Annotated in this window: 25 protein-coding genes; 12 read left to right on the forward strand and 13 right to left on the reverse strand. The window is 58.2% G+C overall.

From position 1 onward, the window contains the following. Window positions 1–275 precede the first annotated feature (275 nt). Window positions 276–1,208, reverse strand: coding sequence for a cation diffusion facilitator family transporter (locus tag ACR0JW_RS03695; RefSeq protein WP_170676593.1), 933 nt, complete (start codon window positions 1,206–1,208; stop codon window positions 276–278). An 80-nt stretch (window positions 1,209–1,288) separates the two neighbouring features. Between ACR0JW_RS03695 and ACR0JW_RS03700 the strand changes: the two genes are divergently transcribed. Further along, window positions 1,289–1,702 carry a MerR family transcriptional regulator gene (locus tag ACR0JW_RS03700; protein ID WP_170824592.1) on the forward strand — a complete coding sequence of 138 codons (414 nt, stop codon included), beginning with the start codon at window positions 1,289–1,291 and terminating at the stop codon, window positions 1,700–1,702. 2 nt (window positions 1,703–1,704) lie between these two features. Here ACR0JW_RS03700 and ACR0JW_RS03705 read toward each other — a convergent pair whose 3' ends face one another. Next, window positions 1,705–2,124: an HIT family protein gene (locus tag ACR0JW_RS03705; protein WP_170676589.1), complete on the reverse strand. Its 420-nt coding sequence runs from the start codon at window positions 2,122–2,124 to the stop codon at window positions 1,705–1,707. A 288-nt stretch (window positions 2,125–2,412) separates the two neighbouring features. Here ACR0JW_RS03705 and ctaD point away from each other — a divergent pair, with 288 nt between their 5' ends. The 3 genes from ctaD (at window position 2,413) to ACR0JW_RS03720 (ending at window position 5,364) form a co-directional block, all read left to right on the forward strand. After that, on the forward strand, window positions 2,413–4,071 hold the full coding sequence (ctaD, locus tag ACR0JW_RS03710; protein ID WP_170676586.1) for a cytochrome c oxidase subunit I: 1,659 nt from the start codon (window positions 2,413–2,415) through the stop codon (window positions 4,069–4,071). A gap of 144 nt (window positions 4,072–4,215) precedes the next feature. Continuing rightward, window positions 4,216–4,815: a 2-hydroxychromene-2-carboxylate isomerase gene (locus tag ACR0JW_RS03715; protein ID WP_170676584.1), complete on the forward strand. Its 600-nt coding sequence runs from the start codon at window positions 4,216–4,218 to the stop codon at window positions 4,813–4,815. A gap of 45 nt (window positions 4,816–4,860) precedes the next feature. Next, window positions 4,861–5,364, forward strand: a complete 504-nt coding sequence (locus ACR0JW_RS03720; protein ID WP_170677683.1) for a DUF2244 domain-containing protein — start codon at window positions 4,861–4,863, stop codon at window positions 5,362–5,364. Between the two features lie 16 nt (window positions 5,365–5,380). Here the strand turns inward: ACR0JW_RS03720 and ACR0JW_RS03725 are convergent, their stop codons facing one another. Beyond that, window positions 5,381–5,860, reverse strand: a complete 480-nt coding sequence (locus ACR0JW_RS03725; RefSeq protein ID WP_170616417.1) for a GatB/YqeY domain-containing protein — start codon at window positions 5,858–5,860, stop codon at window positions 5,381–5,383. Between the two features lie 183 nt (window positions 5,861–6,043). Between ACR0JW_RS03725 and carA the strand changes: the two genes are divergently transcribed. Beyond that, window positions 6,044–7,210, forward strand: coding sequence for a glutamine-hydrolyzing carbamoyl-phosphate synthase small subunit (gene carA, locus ACR0JW_RS03730; protein WP_170676582.1), 1,167 nt, complete (start codon window positions 6,044–6,046; stop codon window positions 7,208–7,210). An 80-nt stretch (window positions 7,211–7,290) separates the two neighbouring features. Beyond that, window positions 7,291–9,171, forward strand: coding sequence for a glycosyltransferase (locus tag ACR0JW_RS03735; protein WP_480713587.1), 1,881 nt, complete (start codon window positions 7,291–7,293; stop codon window positions 9,169–9,171). Between the two features lie 2 nt (window positions 9,172–9,173). On the opposite strand, the gene ACR0JW_RS03740 is transcribed toward ACR0JW_RS03735, so the two are convergent. Next, entirely contained in the window at window positions 9,174–9,821 is a 648-nt protein-coding gene (locus ACR0JW_RS03740) for a GntR family transcriptional regulator (protein WP_170616423.1), read from the reverse strand. A 100-nt stretch (window positions 9,822–9,921) separates the two neighbouring features. On the opposite strand from ACR0JW_RS03740, the gene ACR0JW_RS03745 reads away from it, so the two are divergent. The 3 genes from ACR0JW_RS03745 (at window position 9,922) to ACR0JW_RS03755 (ending at window position 12,173) form a co-directional block, all read left to right on the forward strand. Then, window positions 9,922–10,566 (forward strand): pyrimidine 5'-nucleotidase, encoded by a 645-nt coding sequence (locus ACR0JW_RS03745; RefSeq protein WP_170676578.1) that lies wholly within the window; start codon window positions 9,922–9,924, stop codon window positions 10,564–10,566. Window positions 10,567–10,653: 87 nt separating this feature from the next. Beyond that, window positions 10,654–10,902: a hypothetical protein gene (locus ACR0JW_RS03750; RefSeq protein WP_170676576.1), complete on the forward strand. Its 249-nt coding sequence runs from the start codon at window positions 10,654–10,656 to the stop codon at window positions 10,900–10,902. A gap of 74 nt (window positions 10,903–10,976) precedes the next feature. Continuing rightward, on the forward strand, window positions 10,977–12,173 hold the full coding sequence (locus ACR0JW_RS03755) for a UbiH/UbiF family hydroxylase (RefSeq protein ID WP_170676574.1): 1,197 nt from the start codon (window positions 10,977–10,979) through the stop codon (window positions 12,171–12,173). Window positions 12,174–12,188: 15 nt separating this feature from the next. On the opposite strand, the gene ACR0JW_RS03760 is transcribed toward ACR0JW_RS03755, so the two are convergent. Further along, window positions 12,189–13,316 (reverse strand): aminotransferase class V-fold PLP-dependent enzyme, encoded by a 1,128-nt coding sequence (locus ACR0JW_RS03760; RefSeq protein WP_170676572.1) that lies wholly within the window; start codon window positions 13,314–13,316, stop codon window positions 12,189–12,191. Between the two features lie 234 nt (window positions 13,317–13,550). Between ACR0JW_RS03760 and ACR0JW_RS03765 the strand changes: the two genes are divergently transcribed. After that, window positions 13,551–14,252 (forward strand): GntR family transcriptional regulator, encoded by a 702-nt coding sequence (locus tag ACR0JW_RS03765; RefSeq protein WP_170676570.1) that lies wholly within the window; start codon window positions 13,551–13,553, stop codon window positions 14,250–14,252. Window position 14,253: 1 nt separating this feature from the next. Here the strand turns inward: ACR0JW_RS03765 and ACR0JW_RS03770 are convergent, their stop codons facing one another. Further along, entirely contained in the window at window positions 14,254–14,712 is a 459-nt protein-coding gene (locus ACR0JW_RS03770; protein ID WP_170676568.1) for an Lrp/AsnC family transcriptional regulator, read from the reverse strand. Continuing rightward, complete coding sequence (locus ACR0JW_RS03775) at window positions 14,709–15,164, reverse strand: Lrp/AsnC family transcriptional regulator (RefSeq protein WP_170616437.1); 456 nt, start codon at window positions 15,162–15,164, stop codon at window positions 14,709–14,711. Before ACR0JW_RS03775 ends, ACR0JW_RS03770 begins: the two co-directional genes overlap by 4 nt. Before the next feature lie 131 nt (window positions 15,165–15,295). On the opposite strand from ACR0JW_RS03775, the gene ilvC reads away from it, so the two are divergent. Continuing rightward, window positions 15,296–16,318, forward strand: a complete 1,023-nt coding sequence (ilvC, locus tag ACR0JW_RS03780) for a ketol-acid reductoisomerase (protein WP_170616439.1) — start codon at window positions 15,296–15,298, stop codon at window positions 16,316–16,318. Window positions 16,319–16,363: 45 nt separating this feature from the next. Here the strand turns inward: ilvC and ACR0JW_RS03785 are convergent, their stop codons facing one another. Continuing rightward, window positions 16,364–16,819, reverse strand: coding sequence for an SRPBCC domain-containing protein (locus ACR0JW_RS03785; protein ID WP_170676566.1), 456 nt, complete (start codon window positions 16,817–16,819; stop codon window positions 16,364–16,366). Further along, window positions 16,812–17,126, reverse strand: coding sequence for an ArsR/SmtB family transcription factor (locus tag ACR0JW_RS03790; RefSeq protein ID WP_480713588.1), 315 nt, complete (start codon window positions 17,124–17,126; stop codon window positions 16,812–16,814). Before ACR0JW_RS03790 ends, ACR0JW_RS03785 begins: the two co-directional genes overlap by 8 nt. A 79-nt stretch (window positions 17,127–17,205) precedes the next feature. On the opposite strand from ACR0JW_RS03790, the gene ACR0JW_RS03795 reads away from it, so the two are divergent. Continuing rightward, entirely contained in the window at window positions 17,206–18,108 is a 903-nt protein-coding gene (locus tag ACR0JW_RS03795; RefSeq protein ID WP_170676562.1) for a DMT family transporter, read from the forward strand. Here the strand turns inward: ACR0JW_RS03795 and glmM are convergent. From glmM to ACR0JW_RS03815, 4 genes are all read right to left on the reverse strand, one after another. Next, a complete protein-coding gene (gene glmM / locus ACR0JW_RS03800; RefSeq protein WP_170824594.1) occupies window positions 18,105–19,448 on the reverse strand; it encodes a phosphoglucosamine mutase in 1,344 nt (447 codons plus the stop codon). The two genes, ACR0JW_RS03795 and glmM, sit on opposite strands and share 4 nt — an antisense overlap. Before the next feature lie 36 nt (window positions 19,449–19,484). After that, window positions 19,485–20,483, reverse strand: a complete 999-nt coding sequence (gene folP / locus ACR0JW_RS03805) for a dihydropteroate synthase (RefSeq protein ID WP_480713589.1) — start codon at window positions 20,481–20,483, stop codon at window positions 19,485–19,487. Continuing rightward, window positions 20,480–21,400, reverse strand: a complete 921-nt coding sequence (locus ACR0JW_RS03810; protein ID WP_480713590.1) for a dihydroneopterin aldolase — start codon at window positions 21,398–21,400, stop codon at window positions 20,480–20,482. The genes folP and ACR0JW_RS03810 overlap by 4 nt, the downstream gene beginning before the upstream one ends. Window positions 21,401–21,596: 196 nt before the next feature. Next, window positions 21,597–22,238 (reverse strand): cell wall hydrolase, encoded by a 642-nt coding sequence (locus ACR0JW_RS03815; RefSeq protein ID WP_480713591.1) that lies wholly within the window; start codon window positions 22,236–22,238, stop codon window positions 21,597–21,599. Window positions 22,239–22,296 lie beyond the last annotated feature (58 nt).

Here is a 22,296-nt window from a genome sequence, read left to right on the forward strand (position 1 = left end):
ACGTGAAGTAACAATCACCGACTCCTCTGGCATCTGTTTCCCGGTCAGTGGGTTCATTAACCACTATTACCCACATTTCCGGTGATATTTATGCAAAGTTTAATTCTGGCCGATACAAAGAAGACGTTAACGAGTAGTATGAGTTCACCGTTCTAAAGTGAGTGGTATGTTAACCGGTGATCACGGGCTTGCCCGGAGAATCCGACTATGTGTTTGGTTACGAGTCTGCCGTTCCGACCCCAAATCGGAACGGCAATTCTCATGAAACCCATAATTCATTGATGCCCAAAGCGTGAAGATGCCGGACAGGATTGGTCGGTCCGCTCAAACTCCAGCGTTGCGTGCGCAATTCCAAATCGGTCTTTCAGGCTCTGCCTGATCCTTGATCTGACGGCCCCGGCATCGGACCAGGACGCCTCGTCAACAATGACATGTGCGGTCAGCGCCGGTTCACGCTCCTGCATGCTCCAGATATGCACGTGGTGTACGGCGGTTACGCCTTCGGCCTCTTCGATGGCCGTGGCAACCTGTTCCGGCTCCAGATCGGGGGGCGCCCCCAGCATGAGAACCCGGATCGTTTCACCGATCTCACCTTTGACATGCCAAAGGATGTAGACCGAGATCATGATCGTGACCGCGGGATCAACCCATGTCCAATCAAACAAAATGACCGCTGTTCCGGCGATAATCACGGCAACAGACCCCAGCGCATCCGCCACGTTGTGCAGGAAGGCTGCCCGGATATTCATACTCTCCTTGGCCATTGAGTAGGTCAGTGCCGCAGTGATGAGGTCGACGACTAAAGCAATCCCGGCAATCCAGACGACAATCCAGCCATTGACCGGTTCCGGCTGGATGAACCGCGTGACACCTTCGTACATCAGGTAGACGGACAACACGATCAACGTTGTGTAGTTGATCAGCGCTGCCACGACCTCGGCCCGGCCATATCCGAAACTCATGCGCGGGTCGGCAGGTCGCCGTGCGATCTTGCGGGCGAAAAAGGCGATGATCAGCGCCGCGGCATCCGACAGGTTGTGCAGAGCGTCGGCGATCAGCGCGAGCGAGCCGGACAGAATGCCGCCGACAATCTGCGCCAGTGTAAGGAACAAATTGACAGCGATTGCCCAGGCGACACGGGCATCTCCGGCCTTTGGGTCGATGTGATGATGGTGCCTGTGGCTTGAATGCGAGTGCTGATGTGCCATGTAACGAGCGCCTGTTGTTTCGGTTCTTAAAGCAATGTAATTCCTCCAGTGACTAGAGGTTCAAGTGGCAGGCCAATAAAATGTACTCAATCGGTGATTTGTCCCGCCATACCGGGGTCAAGGTTTCCACCATCCGATTTTACGAAGAAAAAGGGCTGTTGCCCAAACCTGCGCGAACAGCCGGAAATCAGCGGCGGTATGATGAGGCTGCGCTGCGGCGCTTGCAGTTCATCCGCCACACGCGCGATCTTGGGCTGCCCCTTGCCGAAGTCGAAGCTCTACTGACCCTGGAAGGCGCGCAAGGGGATGACCTGAACCGCGCGCATGACATCGCCGAGCGTCAACTGGCTGACATCCGCGACCGGATCGCACGTCTGGCCCGGCTGGAAAAAGAACTGGCTCGCATCACCAAAGCATGTGACGGGCATCATGATCATGTCTGCGCCGTTCTGCACGCATTCGGGGATCACGACACCTGCGATGGGGCGCATTAGAGTCAGGTCAGAGCTGCGCGAATTTTCTCGGCATGTTGGGCGATGAGGTCGAAATCACCCATATTTCCCGGCGGGCGCATCGAAACGCCCTCGTGCCGAGGCAGGACATGGAAATGCAGGTGGAAAACCTCCTGTCCGCCTGCGGCTTCGTTGAACTGCTGAATGGTGACGCCGTCCGCGTCAAAGGCCGCCTTAACCGCCCTCGCCATTCTCTGCACGGTCGCCATTGCAGCAGCCAGTTGCTCGGGTGAGGCATCCAGAACGTTCCGGCACGGTGTTTTGGGTATGACCAGAAGATGACCGTCCGAGCGTGGCATAATGTCCATGAAAGCAAGCGTGTCATCGTCTTCGTAAACACGGGTCGCTGGGATTTCACCACGCAGGATCTTGGCGAAGATGTTGTCAGTGTCGTAGCCCGTCATGGCATTACTCCCGATTTGGTGCTGCTACCCGTTCTGCGACCCAACCCGCCGGGGGTCAAGCACGGAAACGGGAACCGGGCGTACCTCTTGAAAACCGTACTGCAATGGCCAAATAGCAGGCACCACCGGGTCAAAAATGTCGTGGAAGCCTCCTGCCCGCGACAATTAATCTTGATCCAGATCAAACTCGACCATTGAAGGTCGTCCCCTCGCAATCTAAAACCAGCAGGAATCCCGCGCGTTGGAGAGGTCCGACTGCGCGGTAGTGTTGTAACAGGAGGCACCTAAATGGCAGACGCAGCCATTCATGGTCACGAACATGAGGACAATCGCGGGTTCTTCACGCGCTGGTTCATGTCGACCAACCACAAGGACATCGGGATTCTTTACCTGGTCGTCTCGGCAATTGCCGGTCTGATCTCGGTCCTGATGACCGTCTACATGCGGCTTGAACTGATGCACCCCGGTGTTCAGTACATGTGCCTGGAAGGCTTCATGGCCGACCCGTGCACACCCAACGGACACCTTTGGAACGTGATGATCACCTATCACGGTGTTCTGATGATGTTCTTCGTGGTCATCCCCGCCCTGTTTGGCGGATTTGGCAACTATTTCATGCCGTTGCAGATCGGCGCACCGGACATGGCCTTCCCGCGGATGAACAACCTGTCCTTCTGGCTGTACGTCGCGGGCACCTCGCTGGGTGTGGCCTCGCTGCTGTCTCCGGGTGGTAACGACCAGCTCGGTTCGGGTGTGGGCTGGGTTCTTTACCCGCCGCTGTCCACGACCGAAGGCGGCATGTCCATGGACCTTGCGATCTTCGCCGTGCACGTATCGGGCGCCTCCTCGATCCTCGGCGCGATCAACATGATCACCACCTTCCTGAACATGCGTGCCCCGGGCATGACCCTGTTCAAGGTGCCGTTGTTCAGCTGGTCGATCTTCGTCACTGCATGGCTGATTCTTCTTGCGCTGCCGGTTCTGGCCGGCGCGATCACCATGTTGCTGATGGACCGGAACTTTGGTTTCACCTTCTTTGATCCGGCCGGTGGCGGTGACCCGATCCTGTATCAGCACATCCTGTGGTTCTTTGGCCACCCGGAAGTGTACATCGTGATCCTGCCAGGCTTTGGCATCATCAGCCACGTCATCGCGACCTTCGCACGCAAGCCGATCTTCGGTTACCTGCCGATGGTCTGGGCGATCATCGCGATTGGTGTTCTGGGCTTTGTCGTGTGGGCGCACCACATGTACACCGTCGGCATGTCACTGCGTCAGCAGGCATACTTCATGCTGGCCACAATGGTCATCGCGGTTCCGACAGGTGTTAAGGTCTTCTCGTGGATTGCGACGATGTGGGGCGGATCCATCGAGTTCAAGACGCCAATGCTGTTCGCCTTCGGCTTCCTGTTCCTGTTCACCGTTGGCGGTGTGACCGGCGTTGTACTGTCGCAGGCGGGTGTGGACCGTGCCTATCACGACACCTACTATGTGGTGGCGCACTTCCACTATGTGATGTCGCTGGGTGCCGTGTTCGCGATCTTTGCCGGTGTCTACTTCTACTTCAGCAAGATGACGGGCCGTCAGTACTCCGAGTTCTGGGGTAAGGTTCACTTCTGGATGTTCTTCATTGGCGCCAACCTGACCTTCTTCCCGCAGCACTTCCTGGGCCGTCAGGGCATGCCGCGCCGCTACATCGACTACCCCGAGGCATTTGCCCAGTGGAACTTCGTATCGTCGATTGGCGCGTTCATCTCGTTCGCCTCGTTCCTGCTGTTCTTCGGCATCGTGATCTACGCCCTGCTGCGCGGCGCGAAAGAGACACGTCCTAACCCGTGGAACGAATACGCGGATACGCTGGAATGGACCCTGCCGACGCCGCCACCCGAGCACACGTTCGAGCAGCTGCCCAAGCAGGAAGACTGGGACAAGGGCCACGCCCACTAATCCCTGAAAACATCACTGCAAAGCCCCGCCCGTTCCGGCGGGACTTTTCTTTGGAAAGCTTCCGACATTTCGGGAATATCGCCAGAAGGCCAAAAATCGGCTATTCTGTTTGCGGTTGGTCATCCGGCAATCCGGAGGTACGCAATGCCCGAAATTGATTTCTGGTTCTCAATAGGTAGCACTTACAGTTTTCTGACGGTGATGCGTCTGGATGAATGGTGTGCAGAACATGATGCGACGGTGCATTGGAAACCGTTCAACGTGCGAACCATCATGTCCGAACAACAAAACATTCCATTTGCCGGAAAACCCACAAAGTCAGCCTACATGTGGCGGGATATCGGACGGCGCGCGGCAAAGTACCGGCTTCATGCCAAGCTGCCTGCCCCTTACCCGATTTCCGATCTTGCCCTTGCCAATCAGGTCGCCCTTCTGGGCATGCGCGAAGGCTGGGGCAAGGACTTTACCCAGAACCTCTATCGCATCTGGTTTGAAGATGGCGTCGAAGCAGGCAGCGAAACTGCCCTGTCCGAGGCCCTGTTCAGATGCCAGCAGGATCCGCGCCTTGCACTGTCCCGTGCGCGCAGCCCGGAAATCTCGGAGGCGCTGGAATCCGAGACCAAGAACGCCACCCAGCTAGGCGTTTTTGGCGCCCCGAGCCTCGTCGTGCGCGGTGAGGTGTTCTGGGGCGATGACCGGCTGGATGATGCATTGTCGTGGGCGCGTGTCGGCCACGTGATCTGATCTTTTGGCCATCGACTCCGGGTGTCGATGCGCTATTTTTTCACCATGCCCTATCAATGGACTCAGACATCAGACACAGAGCAGGAATTGCGCCTTTGGCCGCATAATTCGCTGCCGCCCCGCTGGGCGATGCGGGTCATCCTGTTGGTGTTTGCCTTCGGGCTTATCCCGATGCTGGCGGTGCTGGGGTCGGTGCTGCTGTGGGGGCTGCTTCCTTTCATGCTACTCAGCGTTCTGGGCCTGTGGCTGGCCATTCAGACAAACTACCGCGCCCGCAGCGTCTTTGAGGTTCTGACGCTGAGCGGCAGCCAGGCCCGGCTGGTGCACCACCACCCCCGAACCGGTCGTCAGGAATGGAAGTGCAACCGATATTGGGCCCGGCCTGAAATGCACCAACGCGGCGGGCCTGTTCCACATTACGTCACCCTGACCGGCGACGGTCGACAGGTGGAAATCGGTTCATTTCTGTCCGAGGAGGAGCGCATCGCGCTCTATGACGAGCTGATACAAAAACTGCGCGAACCTGTCGCGCAGCAATTGGTGCAGTAAACGTCGAAGTGACAGGTCAGCTGTTGCTGGCCGCGCAAAGCTGATCCTTGACCATCGGTCCGACCTTGCCGAAATCCATCTGGCCGGTATAGCGGGTTTTGAGTTCGCCCATCACCTTGCCCATATCACGGATCGAACCGGCACCTGTCGCGGTGATCGCGGTCAGAATGGCCTGGTTCACTTCGTCATCATCCAGCTGCTTTGGAAGAAATTCCTCGATCACATCAACTTCGCGCAGTTCGCGTTCTGCCAGATCCAAGCGCCCGCCCTCTTCATAGGCGCGTGCGCTTTCCTTGCGCTGCTTGGTCATTTTACCAAGGATTTCAAGTACCTCGGCATCACCGCAACCTTTTGCTTCTTCGTTGTCCGAACCCCGTGTTGCGATGTCGCGGTCCTTGATCGCCGCGTTGATCAGCCGCAGCGTCGACAGACGCTCGGCCTCCTTGTCTTTCATTGCTTGCTTCAGGGCTGCATTCACCCTTGATCGCATATCCATCTGCTCAATCCATCCCCAAGATGAAGGAACCCCGACCATATCGAAACAAAAAGCGCGACACAACCGGGGTCTAATATATCTAAGTCATTGATATTAAATGATTGCCCAAAAATTGAACAGACTTGACCCAGCGGCCCAACCCCCTTAGGAATGCGCCGATTTACCCTGCAGGAGAGTCGCGCCATGGCCCAGAACGCCCCGTCCAAGCCCACCGCATGTCTGGCTTTGGCCGACGGAACACTGTTCTACGGCACAGGCTTTGGCGCCACCGGCCAGACCGAAGCCGAGCTGTGTTTTAACACCGCCATGACCGGTTATCAGGAGATCATGACCGACCCCTCATATGCGGGACAGATCGTGACCTTCACATTTCCTCATATTGGGAATGTCGGTGTGAACCCCGAGGATGACGAGACCGGCGATCCGGTTGCGGCAGGAATGGTGGTCAAATGGGACCCGACCGAGCCTTCGAACTGGCGTGCCGCAGACGAGCTTAAGACCTGGCTGACGCAACGCGGGCGAATTGCGATTGGCGGCATTGACACCCGGCGACTGACCCGTGCCATTCGGCAGCAAGGTGCGCCTCATGTGGCGCTGGCCCACGATCCGGACGGTAATTTCGATATCGAGGCTCTGGTCGCCGCAGCCCGTGGGTTTGCCGGTCTGGAGGGCATGGACCTGGCCAAGGACGTGACCTGCGCACAAAGCTATCGCTGGGACGAAATGCGTTGGACCTGGCCCGACGGTTACTCACGCCAGACAGCCCCCATGCACAAAGTCGTGGCGCTGGACTATGGCGCCAAGCGAAACATCCTGCGCTGTCTGGCTTCGGCCGGATGTGACGTGACCGTTCTGCCCGCGACGGCAACCGCTGCCGAGGTTCTTGCACACGAACCGGATGGCGTATTCTTGTCCAACGGTCCGGGCGATCCCGCCGCCACCGGCGAATACGCTGTTCCCATGATCAAAGAGGTACTCGAGACCACGGACCTGCCCATCTTTGGCATTTGTCTGGGCCATCAGATGCTGGCGCTGGCGCTTGGCGGCCAAACCGTCAAGATGAACCACGGTCATCATGGCGCAAACCACCCGGTCAAGGACATGGAAACCGGCAAGGTCGAAATCACCTCGATGAACCACGGTTTCGCCGTTGACGCTCAATCCCTGCCCGATGGCGTCATTGAAACCCACCGGTCGCTATTTGACGGTTCGAACTGCGGTATTCGCATGACGGACCGCCCGGTCTATTCAGTGCAGCATCACCCCGAAGCATCGCCGGGGCCGCAGGACAGTTTCTACCTGTTCGAACGCTTTGCGGATGCAATGGCCGCGCGAAAAGAAAAGGCTTAGCCGCCTGCCTTTGCCGGATTAACCGGCCATTAACTATGTTGAAGCAACCCTGACGTGCGTAATCGCGTCAGGGTTTATTAATGGTCGAACTGAACTTACAGCAACTTGCTCCGGCAGAACCGGTACCGGCACTGGGGCTGCGCAAACCTCTCGGCCTCTATTTGATGGAACGCGGCCTGATCACCCGCGCGCAACTGGATCACGCATTGCTGCTCCAATCACGACAGCAGGCCCCCTTGGGCGAGATATTGGTGAGCGAGGGCTGCGTCAGCCGGCAGGATGTCTTGCTGGCCTTGCCCAAACAAACAGGCCTGCAAATCGCGGATCTGGAAGAAACGCCGCCATCCCCTGATCTGGTCGATCTGAAACCTGCGTCCTTCTGGCTTAAGAACCATGTTATACCGTGGGTCAGACTGGGTCCGATCCTTCTGGTTGCCACTGCCCGGCCAGACCATTTCGATGCCATTGCAGCAGAATTTGAGGCAAGCCGATATACATTGATTCCCGTTCTGGCGGCACCAGATCAGGTTGGCACGGCGATATCCCGACTATTCTCCCAAGATCTGGCCCGGGCGGCCGAAACCCGTGTGGACCCGCTGCACAGTTGCCGCACCTGGACAGCCCGGGCACGCACCGGACCAGTCGCAGGCGCAATCGCCCTGTTGGCGACAATGATCGCAATCCCAACGATCGGTTGGTCCGTTCTGGTGTTTGCGGCGGTCTGCACGTTGTTCCTGTTCTGGGTCCTGAGATTGTCCGGGTTGCTGGCCTTCTTGACGTCAAAGACAGCTCGGACATCGGAACAGGAAGGACCCAGGGTGTCACGCACTCGCCAGCCCTATGTGTCGATCATGGTGCCTTTATACAAAGAAACCGAGATTGCCGACGCGCTGATCCAACGACTGCGGCGGCTGACATACCCCAAAGCACTGTTGGACGTTATTCTGGTGCTCGAAGAAGACGACGCCGTTACCCGCGAAACACTGTCACGCGTTGATCTGCCCAGTTGGATGCGCACCGTGGAAGTCCCGGAATTGAACGGCTTGACCACCAAACCCCGCGCGATGAACTACGCCCTAGATTTCTGCCGCGGCGATTTGATCGGGGTCTGGGATGCCGAGGACGCGCCGCAACCGGATCAGATCGAACGCGTGGTCGATCACTTTGAACATGCGCCGCCAGATGTCGTGTGTCTGCAGGGCGTGCTGGATTACTACAACCCGCGCACCAGTTGGAGATCACGGTGCTTTACAATCGAATACAACAGCTGGTTCAGGGTAATCCTGCCTGGTATTGCCCGATTGGGCCTTGTGGTCCCGCTGGGCGGCACCACCTTCTTTTTTCGCCGGGACAAATTGGAGGAGTTGGGCGCCTGGGACGCGCACAATGTCACCGAAGACGCCGATCTCGGTGTCCGGTTGTACCGCGCCGGGTATCGGACCGAGATGGTGGACACAACAACCTTTGAAGAGGCGAACTTTCGGACCTGGCCCTGGGTCAAACAACGCTCGCGCTGGCTCAAGGGTTTCATGGTGACCTATCTGGTCCACATGCGCACACCGGTTGGTTTGTTGCGGGATCTGGGATTGCTTCGCTTTTTGGGCGTTCAGGCGTTTTTTCTGGGAACTTTGGGGCAATTCCTTCTTGCCCCTGTCCTTTGGGTGTTCTGGCTGTTGGCGATGGGCATATCCGTACCGCTGCCGCAGGGGCTGACGCAAGAAGGTGTCACAGTCCTTTTCAGCCTGTTTCTTGCAGCCGAACTGACCAACGTCATGGTCGGACTTGTCGCCGTCGCAGCAAGGGAAAGGCGTTTCCTGCTGCCTTGGGTGCCGACGATGATCCTGTATTACCCGTTGGGCGTTCTGGCGGCCTACAAAGCGCTATGGGAGCTGATCTGGAACCCATTTTTTTGGGACAAGACCCAACACGGACAAGCGGCCGAGGAACAGCTGCCCTCCTGAGTTCAGGACTCGCGCCGGACCGCATCCTGTTTGAGGCGGGTCATGAACGCGATCGAGATGTGTTCCCGCAACGCCTGGCTTGCGGCGTCTTCATCACGTGCCGCGATCGCTTCGACAATTCCCTTGTGCTCGTTCTGGGCGATTTCACCCCGGCCCTGCACGGCAAGCGATGTCGTGGCCATCAGGGCCATCGTGCGATGCACCAGATCCAGTTGCTGAACCAGATATCGGTTGTGCGACGCCAAATGAATCTGTTCGTGAAACCGCCGGTTGGCACGCGACAGGGCCGTCGGATCATCGACCAGTTCGTCATCTGCCAGAACCATGTCCTGAAGAACTTTGATTTCCTCTTCCGTTGCGTGTTTGGCGGCTAGACGGGCTGCCAGCGCCTCGAGTTCGCGGCGCACGACGTACAATTCAGCCATCTGGTTGTGATCCAACGATGCCACGATAAGTGATCGCCCGTCCCTTTCCAGCAGGGATTGTGTTTCCAGTCGCTGCAACGCTTCGCGAATCGGGGTGCGCGACACGCCAAAACGTTCCGCCAATTCGCTTTCGACAAGCCGATCGCCGGGCTTGTACACGCCAACATCAATGGCTTCGAGAATCAGGCTGTAGGCATCTTTGTTGGGTTGGCGGGTCTGGCTCATTTTGTCTTTCGTCTCCTCGTTCGGTCATGTCTATCCGCCACTTGGCCTTCCAATCAAGTGAAGCATTGAAATCCGCAGCACCGGACCCTAAACCATAACCATGGTCAAACCTGCATTTGCTCATGTCACCCAGTGGGTATTCGATCTCGACAATACGCTCTATCCGCCCCATATGCGCCTGTTCGATCAGATCGAGGTGCTGATGACGGATTATGTCGTGCGCACTCTGGGTGTGGACCAGGCCGAGGCGGATCGTTTGCGGTCAGAATACTGGCGCCGGTACGGCACAACGCTGGCCGGGTTGATGGCCGAGCACGACCTGGACCCTGATCCATATCTGCATGCGGTCCATCAGGTGGACATGAGTCATATGGATCCGGACGCGGAACTGGCCGCCCATATCCGCTCACTTCCCGGTCGCCGCATCGTCTATACCAATGGCAGCGCGCCCTATGCGGAACGCGTTTTGGCGGCACGCGGTCTGAGCGGGTTGTTTGATGCAGTCTATGGTGTCGAACACGCCGGATACCGCCCAAAACCGGAAAAAGCCGCTTTCGAGGCAATTTTCGCGCGGGACGGTATTCGCGCCGAACAGGCCGCGATGTTCGAGGACGACCCGCGCAATCTGGCAGCCCCGCACGAGATGGGAATGCGCACGGTCCATGTGGCACCTGAACCGCACACTGCGGAGCATATCCACCACTATACAGACGATCTGACCCAGTTTCTCGAACGCCTGGTCTGACAGGGCAACCTGCGACGATCTGCTCATTCTGCACCTGCATCATCGTTCCTATATCCGCCTTAGCGACGAACAGAACGGAGACCTCCAATGAGCGCGATCGAAATGTCCCCGCGCCTGCCTATCTGGCAGCGCTTGTTGTTTGCCATTCCCTTGTTTGGATGGATGGCCCGCGACGTGAAAGACGGCGCGCCCGAAGATCTGGGCTATACCGCCGCCGCCATCGTCAGCATGTGGGGCTGTTCCATCCTTCTGTTCGGTCTTCCCGGCCTTTATCTGCCCGCACTTGCGATGGTGCCGGTGATGTTCCTGATCCTGTTGCTGATTTCGCGGGGTTAGGAACCGGGACAGGATGTCACTTGGCGCCCGGGCCGCAACACCACTAGGGTCTGCGGACAACGGAGAATTTCGCGATGACTGACAGTTGTGACATCCTGATATCAGGTGGCGGTATCGCCGGTCTGACCGCCGCCGCTGCCTTTGGGGCAGCCGGATTTGACGTAATCTGCGTCGACCCTGCCCCGCCCGTGACCGAGCGCGACGTTGAAGGGTCAGACCTTCGAACAACGGCGTTTCTGCAACCCGCCCGGGTTTTGCTGGAACAATGCGGGCTGTGGCAACGTCTGGATGCGCACGCCGCCCCTTTGCAGATCATGCGCATCGTGGATGCCGGCGGTGACGTGCCTGAACCGCGTGTCGTTCGCGACTTTGATGCCTCGGACATTTCCGACCAGCCTTTCGGTTGGAACCTTCCCAACTGGCTGCTGCGCCGGGAAATGGTGGCGCGGCTGGCCGAGTTGCCCAATGTGGATTTCAGACCCGGAACCGGCACCACCAGTCTGTTTACCCGCACCGCCGAAGCCCGCGTCGGGCTTAGTGACGGCGCCCGGGTTCGCTGCCGTCTTGTGATCGCAGCAGACGGGCGCAATTCACCCATGCGCGAAGCTGCTGGTATCGGCGTCCGGACAACACGCTATGGTCAGAAAGCGCTGGCTTTTGCGGTCACGCACCCAATCCCGCACGAAAACGTATCAACCGAAATCCACCGCTCCGGCGGGCCATTCACTCTGGTTCCGTTGCCCGACTGGCAGGGTCAGCCGTCCTCTGCGATTGTCTGGATGGAACGTGGTCCTCGTGCGGTCGAGCTCATGAACCTCGACTCCCCGGATTTCGAGGCAGCCATGACCCGTCGATCCTGCGAACTCTTCGGACCGCTCAAGTTAGCGTCGCGCCGCACGATCTGGCCGATCATCAGTCAATCGGCCGAGCATCTGTCCGGTGAAAGACTCGTCCTGATGGCCGAGGCCGCACATGTGGTTCCGCCGATCGGGGCCCAAGGTCTGAACATGTCGCTGGGGGATCTGCGGTGCCTGCTGGATCTGGCGCAGGCGCGACCGGACGGGCTGGGTGATGCCCAGATGCTGGCGGCCTACCACAAAGCGCGCCACACCGAGATCGAATTGCGTGTCAAAGGAATCGACCTGCTGAACCGCGCCTCCATGATCGAAGCGCGCCCATTGCGTGACGCCCGCGCCATGAGCCTGAATGCCCTTTATTCACTGGCGCCGGTGCGCAAAACGCTTATGCAAATGGGCCTCGGCATGCGCTGAGGCCCGATTGCCGGCTCAAATCACCTGATCCAGAACCCGTTTCAAACGTTGGATGGTGCCGTCCACGTCATACAGCTTGTCCAGCCCAAACAGACCAAGGCGGAACGTGCTGAACCCTTCAGGTTCGTCGCATTGCAGCGGCACGCCCGCCGCGATCTGCATACCCAGCGCTGCGAATTTCTTGCCGTTCTGAACATCGGGATCCGATGTATAACTGACGACAACACCGGGCGCGCCAAATCCGTCGGCGGCCACCGAGACAATTCCCTTGTCATTCAGAATCGCCCGCACACCATTCCCTAGCGCCCATTGCGCATCGCGCAGCTTTTCGAAACCATAATCACGGGTTTCAATCATTGTTTCACGAAACGCACGAAGCGCATCCGTTGGCATCGTGGCGTGATAGGCGTGACCGCCATTTTCGTAAGCCTGCATGATCTGGCGCCACTTTTTCAGATCGATAGCAAAACTGTCCGACGTCGTTTGCTCAAGTCGCGCTTCGGCCTGTTCGGACAACATGACCAAACCGGCGCATGGCGACGCGCTCCATCCCTTCTGTGGCGCGGAAATCAGAACATCAACGCCGGTTGCCTTCATGTCGATCCAGGCGCACCCCGAAGCGATGCAGTCCAATACCATCAGCGCGCCGACTTCGTGCGCGGCTGCAGCCATGGCCGCCACATAGTCGTCAGGCAGAACCACACCTGCAGCGGTTTCCACATGCGGTGCGAACACGACATCCGGACGTTGTTCACGAATGGTCGTCACGACCTCGTCAATCGGGGCCGGTGCAAAGGGCGACGGGCTGGTATTTCCGGTCTGGCGCGCTTTCATCACAGTGGCCGAGGCCGTCAATCCACCGGTTTCGATGATCTGGCTCCAGCGGTACGAAAACCAACCATTGCGAACCACCAGAACATTGGCGTTCTGTGCAAACTGGCGGGCAACGGCCTCCATCGCATAGGTTCCGCCCCCAGGGATCACCGCAACACCGTCAGCGTTGTAGACCTGTTTCAACATATCCGAGATATCGCGCATCACCTGCTGAAAGGATGCCGACATGTGATTTAGGGACCGGTCCGTAAAAACCACCGAGAATTCTTCGAGACCGTTTGGGTCAACACTGTCCAGCAACGCGGGCATGATTGTTCCTTTCCTGAGAGGTTCATGAAGTTCTGAACCTTTTGGCGAATTTCGTAAAGCACCTTAAGCACGTCACATGTTGACGCAACGGAACCTTTCTCTTCAGATTGTTTTTTGCGTCTCGCACGGCCCGATCAAGGCACAAATGACGCCAATTAGGGTCACCCCTACTTTACACTTTGACGTGTTTCTGACCAGATACATACACTTTGTACAAGAAAGGTAATTTCGCAGGTGACAGGGCAAAAACGGATAAGTTTTCAGGTAGTTCGCGACGAAGTCAAAAGAAGGATCGAAGCCCGTATCTGGCCGCAGGGATCTTTGCTGCCGACCGAGACGCAGCTGGCCGAAGAGTTCAATTGCGCCCGCGCGACCGTAAACCGGGCCCTTCGGGAACTGGCCGAACAAGGCTATGTCGAAAGAAAGCGGAAAAGCGGGACACGGGTCAAAAAAGAACCCAGCAAACATGCCAAGCTGGAAATTTCGCTAGCGCGCCAGACAGTGGAAAACCAGAATGCCACCTATCGCTATGCTCTGGTCGAACGAAGCGTCGTGCCCAGCCCAGGCTGGCTGGCATCGCAACTGAGCGTTTCGCCGGACGCGCGCGTCCTTCATATCATCTGCATGCACTACGCGGACAACCGCCCCTTTCAGCTCGAAGAACGCTGGATCAATATCGAGGCCGTTCCGGATGTGGAACACGCCGATCTGAACCAAAACGGGCCGCATGAATGGCTGCTGAAGACCGCACCCTTTACCGAAGCCGAAATCGCGTTCTGTGCCGTTTCCGCTGACGGGCGACTGGCCGAATTCATGGGGACCACGACCGGTACCTCAATGATTCAGCTTGAGCGTACGACCTGGAAAGATGGAGAGCCGATGGCGTTTGCCCGCATGACGCATCACCCGGGTTTCTGCATCCGCTCAAAATACTGACTTATCCGATCGGTCCCGGAAGACGCTCTTCACTCAGCAGCACGTTGGCCTCGACGTCCCCGGCCCCAGGCAATGTCATGATACGCCGCCGCAGGACGCGTTCAAAGTCCGACAGATCCCGCGCAACGACCCGAAGTCGGTAGTCATAAAGACCCAGCACATGCTCGACCGTCTGAACCTCGGGAATGGCGCTTACGGCACGTTCGAAATCCTCAAGGCTGACCTGCCCTTTGCGCGCCAGTTTCACACCCAGAAACACCGTCACCCCAAACCCCAACGCCTCGGCGTTCAACCGTAACCGGCGCCCCTTGATGATGCCTTCCTCCTCCAGCCTGCGGATACGCCGCCAGGTTGCCGGTTGCGAAAGGCCAAACCGTCGCCCAAGCGCGCCCGCGCTTTGAGACGCATCCTGCGCCAACGCACGTAAGATCTTGCGGTCGGTTTCGTCCAGTTCCGTCATACCGGCAACACCTCGTCCCGTTTCACCCGGGCAATATGCATCAGCGCTTCGATGTCAGCGATGTGCGGCAACGTCAGAATGCGGTCACGATACACCTGCTGGTAGTGGGACATATCCCGCGCCAAAACGGAAAGGCGCACGTCAACCCGCCCGAGAAAGGTCTGAATCTCGATCACTTCGGCCACTTTGCGTGCTGCGGCGGTGAACTCGTCAAAGGCACGTGGCTGGGTCTTGTCCAGCGTGATCCTCAGCGAAACCTCAACCGCATACCCAAGCGCGACCCAGTCGATCACGGCCTCCTGCCCCTGAATGATCCCTGCGGCCTGCATCTTTTCAATCCGCCGCCAGCACACCCCTGCACTGATCCTGCACCGCTCGGCGAGTTCGGCTGTGGTCAGGCTCGGATCGGCCTGGAAATGACGCAGGATGCGACGGTCAGTATCGTCAAGCATGATTTTTTCACATGAAAGATGTTTTGCGAATTATTCTTCATCTTTTTCTCAAATACTCAACCCCAATGCTATCGCCATTGCGCCGGCGGGCAGATAGAACCACCGCAATCGAAACTGAAAGGACCGGCAAAATGCGCGTCTATTACGATCGCGATTGCGACATCAACCTGATCAAAGACAAGAAAGTGGCCATCCTGGGCTATGGCAGCCAGGGACACGCACACGCGCTGAACCTGCGCGACTCGGGTGCCAAGAACCTGGTCATTGCCCTGCGCGAAGGCTCGCCCTCGGCCAAGAAAGCCGAAGCCGAAGGTCTGCAGGTGATGGGCATTGCCGAAGCCGCCGCATGGTGCGACGTCATCATGTTCACCATGCCCGACGAGCTGCAGGCCGAAACCTACAAGAAATATGTGCATGACAACATCAAGCCCGGCGCGGCCATTGCCTTTGCCCATGGTCTGAACGTCCACTTTGGCCTGATCGAGCCGAAAGAAGGCGTTGACGTCATCATGATGGCCCCCAAGGGCCCCGGACACACCGTGCGTGGCGAATATGTCAAGGGTGGCGGCGTGCCCTGCCTGGTCGCCGTGAACAACGACGCCACCGGCAAGGCGCTGGAAATTGGTCTGTCCTATTGCTCGGCCATCGGTGGCGGCCGCTCGGGCATCATCGAGACCAACTTCCGCGAAGAATGCGAAACCGACCTGTTCGGCGAGCAGGCCGTTCTGTGCGGCGGCATCGTCGAACTGATCCGCTGCGGCTTCGAGACGCTGGTCGAGGCAGGTTATGCACCGGAAATGGCCTATTTCGAGTGTCTGCACGAAACCAAGCTGATCGTTGACCTGATCTATGAAGGCGGCATCGCGAACATGGATTACTCGATCTCGAACACCGCCGAGTATGGCCAATACGTGACCGGCCCGCGGATCCTGCCCTATGAGCAGACCAAGAAGGCGATGAAAGAGACTCTGTCGGACATCCAGACCGGTAAGTTCGTGCGTGACTTCATGCTGGAAAACGCTGTTGGTCAGCCGACCATCAAGGCGGCCCGCCGTCACAACGATGAACATCAGATCGAGCAGGTCGGTAAGAAACTGCGCGACATGATGCCCTGGATCTCGGCCGGCAAACTGGTCGATCAGGAAAAGAACTGAGCCTGGCTTCTGTCAGCACAAGGGCGGCCCCGGTGGCCGCCCTTTTCAGTTTGCAACCGCATTTCGATAGCACTCGCCCAGAACGTAATCCCAGCCGCCGTCGTAACTGCCGCGTTTGTCCGGTGCCTCCGTTGCCCAGACCTGCCAGCCGGAATGGGTAAGGACTACCTTTGTTTGCCCCGACCCGTGGTCTTCAAATTCGACTGTCACCAGGGTGGAACGCTTTTCGTCTGTTCCGGGATGCCAGGTAAACGCCACCTTTTGCCCGGGCGCAAACGACAGAACCTCTCCCCAATCCGAACGTGTGCCGTCAAACATGGTTTCGTAAATCGCGCCACCTACAAACGGCTCGATCGAGACAGCAAATGCCGGTCTACCGTGTGCGGCGGACACGGCATGGCCATGCAGTGGCCACCACTTTGCAATCCGGTTCACAAACACATCAAATGCCTGTTCACGCGTCGCATTTACAATCACCGTTTTGACGATAGGATCAGTCATGGTTCTGTCCGCTTTCACTAAATTCGGCCGCATAACCTTCCAACACTTCGAACCAATACCGATCCAGCCAATCCCGCAACTCGGCAAGCCCTTCGGGGCGGGCAGCATATATCCGCCGGGTCCCTTCGGCACGGCACACCACGAGGCCCGCATCGGTTAGAACCCGAAGATGCTGGGACACGGCAGGACGACTGACAGGCATGTTTTCAGCCAAATCCCCAACTGCCTGCGGCTTGATTGCAATCGCTTCGAACAATTGTCGCCGGGTGGGATCACTTATAGCAGAGAATACATATTGGTTAGCCATCACTTACCGTAAGTGAAAACTTACCGACTGTCAAATATGGCGGCGTGACATCCCCGGATGCGCAAGATAAGGGGAAGCCATGGTAGAGAGCCCCAATTCACGCGACTGGAGCGGCGTTGTAACGCTTGGCCTGATCTGGGGCGGCACTTTCATGGTCGTTGCCATGGCCCTGGAAGGTTACGGTCCGATCACCGTGGCAACCGCCCGAACGACACTGGGTGCACTGACTTTGCTGTTGATGATGGCGGCGACGGGCCGAAAAATTCCCACTGGAAACCCGGCACTCTGGTGGTCGATCATAATCATCGGCATCCTGTCGACGGCCCTGCCCTTTGTCCTGCTAAGCTGGGGACAGCAATTTGTTCCGTCAGCCTTTGCCGGGCTTTCCATGGCCGCAATCCCGTTGATGGTTTTGCCGCTTGCCCATTTCTTTTCCGATGAACCGATGAATGCGCGCAGACTGTTCGGTGTAACCCTTGGGTTCACCGGCGCACTGATACTGATCGGCCCAGGTCTTGCACAATTGGGGTCGGGGGCTGAACCCATGGCTCAACTGGCCTGCGTCGGCGCGGCATTGTCCTACGCCCTGGCCTCGATCTTCACCCGCCGCTGCCCGCCTGTTGATCCGGTTGTCCTGGCCGCCCTGACGCTTGTGGTCGGTGCTGTGCTGTTGCTGCCGATCATGTTGGCTTACGAAGGTGTACCCCGCTGGGAAGGCACCCGGCCCGGCCTTGCCATCATCGTGCTGGGCCTGTTCCCCACTGCCTTTGCAACGCTCCTGCGGGTTTCCATCATTCGCAGCGCCGGGTCCGTTTTTCTGACCCTGGTGAACTATCAGGTTCCAATCTGGTCAATGGTGTTTGGCGCCTGGATCCTGTCCGAGGCGCTGCCTTTCCGGTTCTATCTGGCGCTGGCAATGATCCTGACTGGGCTGGCCATCAGCCAATGGTTCAGCCTGCAGAAACTGCTTTTCAGACGCTAGCCAGCCGCCGCCTCGACCTCGGAGACGATGCCGTCAACGACTTGATTCAGCAGGATATCATCTTCGCACTCGGCCATGACCCGGATCAGCGGCTCAGTCCCGGACATGCGAATCAACAAACGCCCCTGTCCGTTCAATCGCGCTTCGGCATCGGCAATCGCCGTCTTGACGTTCTGAGCTTCCAGGGGATGCTGGCCAACTTCGTAGCGGACGTTTTTCAGCAATTGCGGAACTTTCTCAAACTGCTGCGAGATCTCGGAGGCGCTGCGGCCAGCCCGAACCATTTCCGCCAGGAAATGCAGTCCTGCCATCAGCCCGTCCCCGGTGGTTGCGTAGTCTGTCATCACGATATGACCCGACTGCTCGCCGCCCAGATTGAACCCGCCTTCGCGCATGCGTTCGACAACATAGCGGTCGCCTACCGCTGTGCGTTCAAGTCGCAGCCCCCGCGCAGCCAGGTGCCGCTCGAGCCCGAGGTTGGACATGACCGTTGCCACCAACGCCCCGCCGGTCAGCCGATCAGCACGGGCCCAGCTGCTGGCGAGCAGCGCCATCAACTGATCGCCATCGGCGACCTGCCCCTGTTCATCGACAATCACGACCCGGTCTGCGTCACCGTCCAGGCAAATCCCTACATCGGCACCGTGGGCAACCACGGTTTCCGCCGCCATTTGCGGTTTGGTCGACCCGCAGTTCAGGTTGATGTTCTTGCCGTTGGGCGCGATGCCAATCGGAATGACCTCGGCACCCAGCTCCCAAAGAACCTCCGGGGCGGTGCGGTGCGCAGCGCCATTGGCGCAGTCGATCACAACTTTCAGACCATCGAGCCGCAATTCACGTGGCAACGAGGATTTCACACGCTCGCCATAGCGAAACCGCGCATCATCCACGCGACGCGCCCTGCCAATATTCTGGGCCTTGGCGGGGTGGACGCCTTGTTCAATCAGGTCTTCGATATCCATTTCGGCCTGATCCGACAGCTTGAAGCCGTCGGGGCCAAAAAACTTGATCCCATTGTCTTCAGCCGGGTTGTGGCTGGCAGAAATCATCACGCCCAGATCAGCGCGCATCGACCGGGTCATCAGACCCACCGCAGGCGTTGGCACCGGGCCCAGCAGCAACACGTTCATACCGGTCGAAGTCAAACCTGCCGTCAGCGCGTTTTCCAGCATATAGCCCGAAAGGCGCGTATCCTTGCCGATGACCACGCGGTGCACGCCGGAGGCGTCGCGCCGGAAATATCGCCCGACTGCCGCACCAATGCGCAAAGCCATTTCCGCCGTCATCGGATGCGTGTTGGCAGTGCCCCGCACCCCGTCGGTTCCGAACAATTTGCGCATCGGCGTTTTCTCCAAAATTCCAGCTTTGGGACCGGATTACCGGACGGCAGTCCACAAGCGCAAGGCCTGAGCCGTCTCGGCCACATCATGGACCCGAATGATCTGCACACCTTGCGACAATCCCGCCAATGCAACAGCAATTGATCCTGGTGCACGCGCATCCTTGCGCGGTTCTTTGCCGATCTGACCGATGAATCCCTTACGGGACACACCCAACAGGATCGGGCAGCCCAACCCGTGAAACAGGCTGAGGTTCCGCAACAGGGTCAAGTTATGAGCCTCGGTTTTGCCGAACCCAATGCCCGGATCGGCAATGATCTGGTTCCGGTTCAGGCCAAGGCCCTCAAGATGTTCGATCTGTCCATTGAGGAAATCGTATACGTCCAGCAGGACGTCATCATATTGCGGGTCATCCTGCATCGTCGCGGGATCACCCTGCATGTGCATGACGCAAACCGGGGCAGCGACCCCAGCACAAAACGGGGCCAGATCCGGATCAAAGGTAAACCCTGACACGTCGTTGATCAGCCCAGCCCCGGCTGCCCAGGCGGCTTCGGCGACACTGGCCTTGCGCGTATCGATTGAAACCAAAGCATCCGTTTCCGCGCAGATCGCGGAAATCAGCGGGCGCGTCCGCTCGATCTCTTCAGCTTCCGGAACATATGCGGCACCCGGGCGGGTGGATTCCCCACCGATGTCCAGAATGCTGGCGCCATGCGTGACCATGGATTTGGCCGCAGACACAGCGGCTTCGACCGAATTGTGCAGACCTCCGTCCGAGAAGCTGTCGGGCGTTGCGTTCAAAATGCCCATGATCTGCGGGACCGTCATGTCCAGACCTGCAACTGCCGCCCTTTTGCGGGTCAGGCGGCTGATCACTTCTTCCGGGATGTCGTTCACGGCGACCAGAACCGGGTCGCCGTCGCGTGTCAGTTTTTCCGCATGGGTGAACCACAGGTCCTGCCCCGCCAACGACACCGCATGGGCCGGGCGCGTTGGTCCGTGCTGTACAAGAGGACGAAAATACGCGGTCACAGTTTGGCCTGATCCACCGGCACCGCCCGCAGGGGAGTTTTGGGAGCCTCTGGAAGGCCGCCGCCTATGACCAACATCTCGCTGGCTTCGAATGTTGCCGCGAACCACGCTGCCAACGCAACCGAATCGGACGGCGCCGCTGACGGGCCATCCACCGCATCCAGAACGATCTTGGACGGCGCCCAGACACAAATCTGGCCGTTCTTCATGGCCCAATCCAGCTCTGTCCGCGTTGAAACCACCACGCACCGGTGATCGTGCGCCGCCAATACCCATGCATTTTGTTCAATGGCCAACAGGTCGATCCGACGTTGTGTCATTGCATGACCGGTTTTCGGAACAGTCAGGTCCGATGCCCCGACACACAGGATCAGAGGGCGCTGACGGCTTTCAAGCTGATCGATCCAACCGGTCAGATTTTTCGACTGCATCGCCTCGTTCGACAAATAAACCAGACGTGGATGCGGCCGCTCTTCTTCAATCAGGTCATGATGGGCCGTGTCCTTGCCGCGAACGATCTCGACGCCCAAAGCACCTGGACCCCGGTCCAGCTTTTCTATTCTGACAAAAGCTCTTACAGCCTGAGGTTCAAGCAAGATACGCTCGGCGATCCGGTCGGCCAAAGTTTCCAGAAGGTTCAACCGCTCGGCGGCCAGTTCAAATGCAATGGCTTCTGTGACGCGGTCGTAGGACAGAATCCGGTCGACATCATCATCAATCGGATCGCTGATCGGGCGCACTTCGACCACGATGTTGAAACAGATGCGCTGCGTTGTTCCCCGCTCGGCCTGAAATGCGCCGATTTCCACTTCGACGATATGATCGCGCAGTGAAATACGGTCCAGAGGACCCCGGGACGCTGTCGCTTCCGAGCGTTCGGACGGGTGCGCAAAGGCAAGGCGGATTTCAGAACTCATGGGTATGGCCTTTTCGGGCTCGGGCAGTGCAGGTTGCCTATCATAGGCGGTGCGCAGGCCTATAACATTCATACAAACGCCATTCCAACCGCCTAAAACGCCACTTGGGCCATTTGCACCGGCGAGAACTTGCGAAACCCGAGCGTGCGAATGCCGGTTCAGCATTCGCGGTGCTTAGTCACCAATCGGAAGCAGGTCAGTTGCTCGCGGTACGGTAATTGTGACGATAAAAGATGTGCACACCGATCCGGGCGGTTTCCTTGTACACCCGCGACCAAGACGGGCGTACGGCTTTGGTGTGATAATGCGTTGCCCCTTCGGTCAGTTGATCTGCAATCCCATCAATGGACGTGCGGGCAACTTTGGCGACACGCTCATAGGCTTTCTTTTCGTGAATGACCTCTTTGCGGCCATCGCAGGTGTAGGTGAACTGACACTGGTACTTCTTGCCCGTTCCCTGCTGGATGACACCGCACAGATCATCCGGAAAGCGGCTGCTTTCAACCCGGTTCAAAATAACCTCGGCCACCGCAAACTGCCCACGGACGCTTTCGCCGCGTGCCTCGAAGTACAGTGCTTCGGCCAGACACCTCCAGTGCTCATCGCCGGTTGCCTTGGGCTGCTGGTCCAACCATTCCTTGGAATAGGATACGTCCAGCGGTTTGGCTTCCTTTCGGGGCGTAAATAGCTTCAGGTAATCACGAAAAACCTGACCCGGCAGTTCACTCCGAGTCACCAGCTCAGCCTTGGCGGAATGAGTCTCTTCCTTCTCGGCGAAGGATACAGCCGGCAGCACGGTTGCTGCCACAGTGGCAACAGCCATTATGTAACGTAGCATCAGATAACCTCGCACAGGCACTTCTCGCGCCATACCCTCCCCCGGCGGGCGCGATGAG

This window comes from Ruegeria sp. BG6, assembly GCF_056538465.1.